This is a genomic window from Candidatus Palauibacter australiensis, from assembly GCA_026705295.1.
GTDB lineage: Bacteria > Gemmatimonadota > Gemmatimonadetes > Palauibacterales > Palauibacteraceae > Palauibacter > Palauibacter australiensis.
Genome location: JAPPBA010000075.1, coordinates 1 through 6,791 on the forward strand (window position 1 = coordinate 1; position 6,791 = coordinate 6,791).

Here is a 6,791-nt window from a genome sequence, read left to right on the forward strand (position 1 = left end):
CCTCGTCACCGTACATTTCAAAAAGCCGCTCCAAGGTGAGCGGCTCGGGCTCGGCTTCGGCCTTGCCGTTGGGCTCGCGGACCGCGAAGCCCGCGGCGGCCTCGTCGGCCTGCCGCTTCGCGCGAGCCCAATCCCGGTGCTTCAGGGACCGGCTCAGTCTGCGCCCGTTCTCCCGCCACTCGATCTGAAGCAGGCCGGTCTTCGGATCCGGAAAGACCCGGACCCGGTTCCGGCCCCATTCTCCGGCGCTGTAAGAGCGCCGGTCTCGTTTCGTGCGTGCCATCGTTCGATTCCTCTCGATTCGATGGACTGCACGATCCGCCTGCCCGAAAGCTCGCGGGGAAGCGGCTCGTCCGCCAGTCGCTATCGCCCGACCGGCTCGCGCCCCAGCGGGCGGGTTCGTCGCGGGCCTCATATCCGGCCCTTCTCGCGGAGCCGCCAGTAGCCCGTCTCCCTGGGCAGGTAGTTGGGCTTCAGGTAGACGCGGGTGGCCGGAAGCGACTTCACGCCGTCGTAGGGGAGGCAGATGGCTTGGTGGTTGGCCAAGAGCGAGAACTCGCGCGGCGTGAACACCGGCTCCCTCTGCCGGCGGAACGATTTGCTGGCGCCGATGGTGCCGCGTCCGCCCCCGGCGCGGCCCGACAGGAGCGAGAACTCGGGCCTGCCCGTGGTCTCGGTGAACGTGTAGGATGCCCGCGTCTTCATGACGCTGCCGCACATCTCCGACGCGATCCGGGCCGACGCTTCGTCGGACAGGGACAGGAAGATCCGGGTGCGGAGGGTCTGGACGAGTGTGCGCCATGCCTCCCCGGAAGGAAGCACCGAGCGGAGCGAGGAGAGCGACTGCGTGGCGACGATGGGGATGCACCGGCACTGCCGCGTGAGCGCGAACGCCTTCTCGTCGCCCGAAGGGTCGTCCTGGCCCACGGTTGCAAACGCTTGGTACTCGTCGCAAATGAACACGGCGGGCCGCATGTAGCGGCCGGGACGGCGCGCGGCCTCGGCCGGACGGCGGAGCAGCGCCTGCATCCAAGCGTTCTTGAGCAGAACGCCGATGGCGCGGGCAAGCGCCGGATTCGCTCCGGCGGGCATGTTCAGGGCGAGGATCTTGCCTTCGTCGATCAGCTGTGCGAGCGGCGGCAGCCTCCGGCGCAAGCCCGGCACGGGTTGGCCGTTGCTGCTGGCATCGCGGTTCTCGGTGGGTGCGGATTCGGTGGGTGGCGGGGGGCAGAACACTCCGGCCACGTCCGGCTGGTCGAAGAGCGATAGAAACACACTGATGCCCTCGACGATCGAGGTGCGGAGCTTGGCGTCCAGCGCCATCCAGTCCTTGTCGTACCACCGCGCGATGGCCTCGACCTGTTCGATGACCTCCCGGCCCGCACCTCCTCCGGCCTCTTCCGTCTCGTAGCCGACGCCGAGTTCGTCGAGGCGGGATTCGAGTTCCGGGACGAGGCGGCACCCCACGTTGCCGGTGCCGGGCACGCGTTCCCACGCCCACTTCTCCAACGCCTGCGGGTGGGCGATCATGTCCTCTTGCGAGATGACGGCGCGGAGCGGACGTAGCCGGTCGGCCAGCTTCCGGGCCTCGCCGATCCTCCGCCCAAGGAGCTCCGCGTCCACGGTGCAGCGGTAGATGTCCCGGAGCGTGACCCAGCCGCCCGGCAGGAGCCGGTGAAGCTCGATGATCCACCGGACGAGGTTCGTGTACGCCTGTTGCCAAAACGGTTCACGGCTCTTGCCGAAGAGCTGGTTGATGAGGGACGCGACGCCGTAGGCCAGCGAGTAGGAGTCGAGGAGCGGGTCGTCGAGCGGGTTCCATTGGAGCGAGCCGCCGAGCCCGATCTCCATGTAGTCGTCGCCCCGTCCGGCATCGTCGAGGATCCTCCGAACCTGATGGCAGAAGTCCCCTTTGACTTCGAGCACGAGCGCGCCCGCGCGCTTGCGCGGATCGTCCGCCCGCCACGAGAGAAGCTGCCGGGCGAAGGGATACATGCAGCCGCTGGTCTTGCCGGTGCCGACCGCACCCACGATGAGCGTGCCGGTGTAGAGCCCCTTCTCGGGGACGACGAGCCAGGAGGGCCGGTCGCTCTCTCTCGCCACGGTCGGATGGTGCGTCTCGCCGATCACCACCGAGGGCGCGTCGTCCTTCGGCGACGTGGGCCACTCGGGCAGCCTGCCGCGCCGCCGGAACCTGAAGAGGGGCTGGAACCAGACCCGCCAGGCGGAGAGAACGACCGAGCCCGCAAGGATGACCGCGACGCCGGGCGCGGCGTAGTACCACAGGCGGATCGCGGTGTGGATGGCCGGATCGTTCTGGGCGATCAGGTCGAGATAGAGGTTGTCGCCGGGGCCTGGGAACGGCAGTTCGAGCGCGTGGGCGCCCGCCGTTCCGATGGCGGCTCCGATGACGGCGACGGTCGAGTTCTTCATCGGCGAAACACCCTTCCCGGAGGGATCGTTGGTACGGGAGCGACCCGGCGGGGCGGGCGGCATGGGCCTGCACATGCCGAACCGCCCCTATGCCGCACCGGGCATACCGAAGGGCCGGGTCGCTCCCGTCCACGGCCCGGAGAGGCGGATCGGCACCGGCGATCCGCGGGCCGTGGCCCAACCCCAAGCCGTCCGGCGGCTTGCGGAACCCGCGTTCCGCACGGTCGGGCGCGATTTCCCTGCACAAGCACCTCGATGTCGTTTTCACACCTACGGATCGGCAACGGGCTCCCCCGAACGGCGCTCAAATCCGGACCCCCGAAAGCCGGCTCGACCGCCACACCGAATGGGCGTCGATCGTGCCCCCGGGACGCGCCGACCGGAGCAGCTTCCGCATCTCGGCGATCCGGCGGAGGCAGGCCTGAAAGCCGCCCATGTCCGCAACCGCCTCGTCGTCCATGCCGAGGATGGCGCCCTCGATGCGCGCGACCTCGCGCCGCGCCGCGGCGACGGTCCCAGGCGGATGCGCGGGACGCGGAGCCGTGTCCGCATTGGTCCAGTTCCCAAGGATCGTCCGCGCCCGGTCAAGCGGTCTCGGGGCGCACGCGACCCCGACGGCCTCGACCGACAAGCCATCCTCCCTCAGCGCCTCCCAGAGCCTCCGGTGGCGGTGCCGCCACGAGTGGAGCGCCGTCGAGGTGTCGTAGCCGGGATCGGCGTGCACGAACACGGCGCGGCGGGAGTCCAGCGCCACGGGCATCCCGCGCGGGAAGTAGCGCCGCGCGCCCCCCACCGCGCCCCGGTAGACCCGGACGGGCATCAGGGAGCGGTCGATGCCGAGCGCCTGGAACGCGCCCACCTTCTCGGACTCGGTCGGCAACCAGGGCAGGCCCGGATGCTCGATGACGTAGTCGAACGAGAGCAGGCGGCGAACGGCCACCCCGGTCGAGGTGATCCTCCGAAAGCGGACATCCTCGGCACCGAGCGCCCGGTAGACGCCGCGCGCGCAGACGCGGCAGACCTTCAGGCCCCCGACCGTCTCCTCGGTCACCAGCCGCCGCTCCGTCAGGGCCTGCACGAGCCGTAGCACCTTGAAGCGGCTGGCCCCGAGCCAGTCCGAAAGCTGCGCGCGCGTGAACACGCCGCCGTGCAGGCTCGCCAGCGCGATCCACTCGGCACGGCGGCCCGTCAGGCCGAAGGGTTCCAGTGCCCGCTCGCGTCCCTTCAGATGAGCGATCATCGTCGGCTCACCTTTTCCGAGCCTTCATGGCTCGGGGAACCGCCGCGACCGCGAATGCACCGACACCGGGGGACGCTCCTCGGCGGGACCTCGAACTGCGTGGTTACGATCTTCATGCAGGTGAACCCGAACACGGTATCGGCAAGCCGCGCAAGGGAGTGGGGAATGGGCTATTTCCCACGTCACTACGGGATAACGGGTTGCCGGATCGGGGTTCGGCAAACCATCGCCAGTGACGGCTTGGCGCGAGCTTCTTGCCTCCCTGCGGAGGGGTGGCCCTGTCTGCTCGTCGAACCCGTGTTTTCGGCCTTCTCCATGCCCGAACGGTGGAGGAACGTTCTCGGGAAAGTCAAGTTGTAGGAAAGATCCTACAGTCCAAGGCGTTCCAAGGCGTTCCAGGGAGGGATCCGAGCTGTCGGACACCGCTGCCAGCGGCTTGGTTGAAGACCCCCGTCCGCTGCGCGCACAAGCCGCCTCGGCCGCGCTTCATCGACGGTGCCGTTCCGGCATCACGAACTGCCGTGCGCGGGGATCGTGAACTTGGACCCCGTCGCGCCAAGTTTGCTCGATGAGCTTCGGGTGAGCATCTTTCGTATCCCTGAGGTCGCGACGAACGCCCCAGGCGACTCCCTGCAACCCAAGTACTTGAGGACGATGCGGACGAGGATTCCCGCAGCCGACGCGAGCGGAGGCAAACCTGATCTCCGCTCGCTTCCGCGCTTGGCGGAACAGGAAGGCGCGAGGCGGTTCGATCGGATGCCGACGGCAGCCGCGGCACTGTTCTTGGCGGCGCTGGGGTCGTGCGATTCTGATCCGGTGATGGAGCCGGAACCGTCGCTGAGAATCGTGCCGGACTCCGCGACCCTGACGCACATCGGTGAGCGGTTCGCGTTCTCGGTTCGGGGCGGCGGCGGGCCGGAATCGGGTGCCGTGCGGTGGAGCAGCCGCGACACGACGGTGTTCGTGGTGGACACGGACGGCGTGGTGACGGCGCGCACCAACGGCACGGCGGGGCTGCTGGTAGAGCGGGCCAGGCAGTGGAGCCAAGCGCTTGTGCTTGTGGACCAGGCCGCCGTGGCCTTGGAGACGGTCGGCGACGGCCAAGAGGCGGTCGTCGGGATACCGCTATGGGAGCCGGTGGGCGTGCGGCTTTTGGATGCTAGCGGCACGCCGGTTTCGGTGGCGAGAATGGTGCGGTTCGACGCATCGGCTCACGGCGGCAAGGCGAACCCGGCGGAGGTGCTGAGCGACAGCGCGGGAATGGCGTGGACGGAGTGGACGCTGGGCGGGAAGCTGGGCTCCCAGACGCTTGTCGCGTCGGTGGCCGGAGGTGCGCGCGCGGAGATCAAGGCGCTGGCGCTGCCGGACGTGGGGGTGTGCGCGCGGACGCCGGAGGTAGCCGAGGAGTTGGTGAGGCGGGTGGGGGCACCGGACTGCGCGGGGGTGACGGATGAGCATCTGGCGGCAATAGAACGCCTCGATCTAGGCAGGCGCGGCATCACCGGCCTAAGGAGCGGTGACTTCGCCGGGCTTTCGAGCCTCCAGTCGCTCGGATTGGACCGGAACCACCTGACGGCACTGCCGCCCGACATCCTCGCGGGCCTCGGGGACTTGACGAGCCTTTGGCTGCACTACAATCGGCTGACGGGGCTGCCGCCCGACATCTTCGCGGGCCTCGGGAACTTGCAGAACCTGTGGCTGCATCAGAATCGGCTGACGGCGTTGCCGCCAGGCGTCTTCGACCGCTTGGCGCAACTGCTGGGCTTGAATCTGAGCGGCAACGAATTAGCGTCACTGCCCCCCGGGGCATTTGGGGGCCTGACGCAGTTGCGATCCTTGAGGCTGGGCGACAATGAACTGATGGCGTTGCCACCGGCGGTCTTCAGCGATCTGGAGGCGCTGGAGATCCTTGACCTGCATGAGAACCGGCTGTCCGGTCTTCCACCGGGCATCTTCGCGGGTCTGGAGAACCTTCAACACCTGAGCCTGTACGGGTCGGTTGGTCGCAACCAGTTGGGCGAGTTGCCGCCCGGCATCTTCGACGGCCTGTCGCAACTGACCAGCCTGAATCTCTGGGCTACCGGCCTGTCTCCGCTCCGGCCAGGCGTGTTCGACGATTTGGAGCGGCTGGAGATTCTGAACCTTTCCACCAACCCGCTGTACGATTTGCCGCCGGGCGTATTCGACCGGCTGGTAGCCCTTAGGGAACTGGACGTGAGCGGCACCTACTTGCCCCATCTGAGGCCGGGAGTGTTCAGCGCGCTGCGGCGTCTTGAGTATCTGGATGTGGGGAGCAACCGTCTCGAAGCACTGCCGCCGGGCACCTTCGCGGGCATGGATCGGTTCCAACGATTCCTGGGCACCCACAACCCCGGCACGCCGTTCCCGGTCGCGATCGAGTTCGCGCGAACGGACGCGGACGACGCGTTGGCCCCCGGCCCGGCGCTGGTGGCGATGCGAGTGCCGGACGGGGCTCCGTTCGGCTTCCGGATTCCGGTGTCTGTGCAGGGCGGCACGGCGTCCGATGCGTGGTTCGAGGTGGCGGCCGGTGACACGGCGAGCGCGCCGCTGGCGATCGGGCCGCCGTCCGGCGGCGCGGGAGCGGTGCACGTCAGCTTCGGCCAGCCACCCGGGCTGCCGCCGCGCTACGATGGCCTTGCGGTGGTGCCGGGCGGTCAGATGGTCCTGTTCGCCGCCTCGGACAACCGCTCGCCGGTGTACCGCGAGTCGGTTCCGGGTTACTGGCTTCAGGCCGGCGGCGCGTCCGAGCCGCTGCCGCTCGGTCCCTACTTTTCCGATCCCGACGGCGACTCGCTGTCCTACGCGGTCGAGACGAGCGACGGAACGGTAATCGAGGAACGGATCGAGGGCGCAGTGCTTTGGATGAAGCCCAAGGGCGAGGGCGAAGCGGCGCTCGTGGTGACGGCGGCCGATCCCGAAGGGCTGGCGGCCAGCCAGCGGGTGGCGGTGCAGGTGGCGCCCCTGGTCGACCCGAACCGGTTCAACATCAATTTGATCTTCGAGCCCGGGTTCACCGACGAGCAGAAAGCGGCGATGCGCCGGGCGGCCGACCGCTGGGAGGAGGTGGTGGTCGGCGACCTGCCGGACGTGCCGATCG

The 6,791-nt window shown here is 68.8% G+C and carries 4 protein-coding genes; 1 reads left to right on the forward strand and 3 read right to left on the reverse strand.

Annotated elements, in window-relative coordinates; all coding sequences use genetic code 11:
- The 3 genes from OXN85_05590 to OXN85_05600 all read right to left on the reverse strand — a co-directional run.
- A partial coding sequence (locus tag OXN85_05590) for a hypothetical protein (GenBank protein MCY3599422.1) occupies positions 1–283 on the reverse strand: 283 nt, incomplete at its 3' end.
- 128 nt (positions 284–411) lie between these two features.
- On the reverse strand, positions 412–2,433 hold the full coding sequence (locus OXN85_05595) for a TraM recognition domain-containing protein (GenBank protein MCY3599423.1): 2,022 nt from the start codon (positions 2,431–2,433) through the stop codon (positions 412–414).
- Between the two features lie 304 nt (positions 2,434–2,737).
- Positions 2,738–3,673: a hypothetical protein gene (locus OXN85_05600; protein ID MCY3599424.1), complete on the reverse strand. Its 936-nt coding sequence runs from the start codon at positions 3,671–3,673 to the stop codon at positions 2,738–2,740.
- Between the two features lie 756 nt (positions 3,674–4,429).
- Between OXN85_05600 and OXN85_05605 the strand changes: the two genes are divergently transcribed.
- The coding region (locus tag OXN85_05605; GenBank protein ID MCY3599425.1) for a leucine-rich repeat protein at positions 4,430–6,791 on the forward strand (2,362 nt) is incomplete at its 3' end.

What these genes read in the sequence shown, in the direction of transcription:
- OXN85_05595 (MCY3599423.1), bottom strand. Translation starts at nt 2,433, where the DNA reads ATGAAGAACTCGACCGTCGCCGTCATCGGAGCCGCCATCGGAACGGCG.
- OXN85_05600 (MCY3599424.1), bottom strand. Translation starts at nt 3,673, where the DNA reads ATGATCGCTCATCTGAAGGGACGCGAGCGGGCACTGGAACCCTTCGGC.